This window comes from Microbispora amethystogenes, from assembly GCF_016863015.1.
GTDB lineage: Bacteria > Actinomycetota > Actinomycetes > Streptosporangiales > Streptosporangiaceae > Microbispora > Microbispora amethystogenes.
Genome location: NZ_BOOB01000143.1, coordinates 1 through 829, shown reverse-complemented (window position 1 = coordinate 829; position 829 = coordinate 1). Strand labels below are relative to the sequence as shown.

At 70.2% G+C, this 829-nt stretch carries 1 protein-coding gene; it reads right to left on the bottom strand.

Annotated features, from left to right (window positions below; genetic code table 11):
* The coding region (locus tag Mam01_RS36075) for a beta-ketoacyl synthase N-terminal-like domain-containing protein (RefSeq protein WP_204289696.1) at positions 1-829 on the bottom strand (829 nt) is incomplete at both ends.

Genomic DNA, 829 nt, shown 5'->3' with positions numbered 1-829 from the left:
CTTCTGGTGCTTGTTCGATGATGACGTGGGCGTTGGTGCCGCTGACGCCGAAGGCGGAGACGGCGGCGCGGCGGGGGTGGCCGTGGTCGGGCCATGGCCGGGGGTGGGTGAGGAGGTTGATGGTGCCGGTGGTCCAGTCGACGTGGGGGGTGGGTTGGTCGATGTGGAGGGTTTGGGGGAGGTGGGCGTGGCGGATGGATTGGACGGTTTTGATGATTCCGGCGACGCCGGCGGCGGCTTGGGCGTGGCCGATGTTGGATTTGAGGGAGCCGAGCCATAGGGGGCGGTCGGTGGGGCGGTTGTTGCCGTAGGTGGCGAGCAACGCTTGGGCTTCGATGGGGTCGCCGAGGGTGGTGCCGGTGCCGTGGGCTTCGACGGCGTCGATGTCCAGTGGGGTGAGTCCGGCGTTGTCGAGGGCGTGGGTGATGACGCGTTGCTGGGAGGGGCCGTTGGGTGCGGTCAGGCCGTTGGAGGCGCCGTCTTGGTTGATGGCGGTGCCGCGGACGACGGCGAGGATGGGGTGGTTGTTGCGTTGGGCGTCGGAGAGGCGTTCGACGAGGAGGAGGCCGGCGCCTTCGGCCCAGCCGGTGCCGTCGGCGGTGGAGGAGAACGCCTTGCACCGTCCGTCCGGCGCGAGCCCCCGCTGCCGCGAGAACTCGACGAACGTGCCCGGCGACGTCATGAGCGTGACACCACCGGCGAGGGCCAGGTCAGACTCGCCCGAACGCAGCGACCGTACGGCGAGGTGCAGGGCGACCAGTGACGAGGAGCAGGCCGTGTCGACGGTCACCGCCGGGCCCTCGAAGCCGAAGGTGTAGGCGATCCGCCC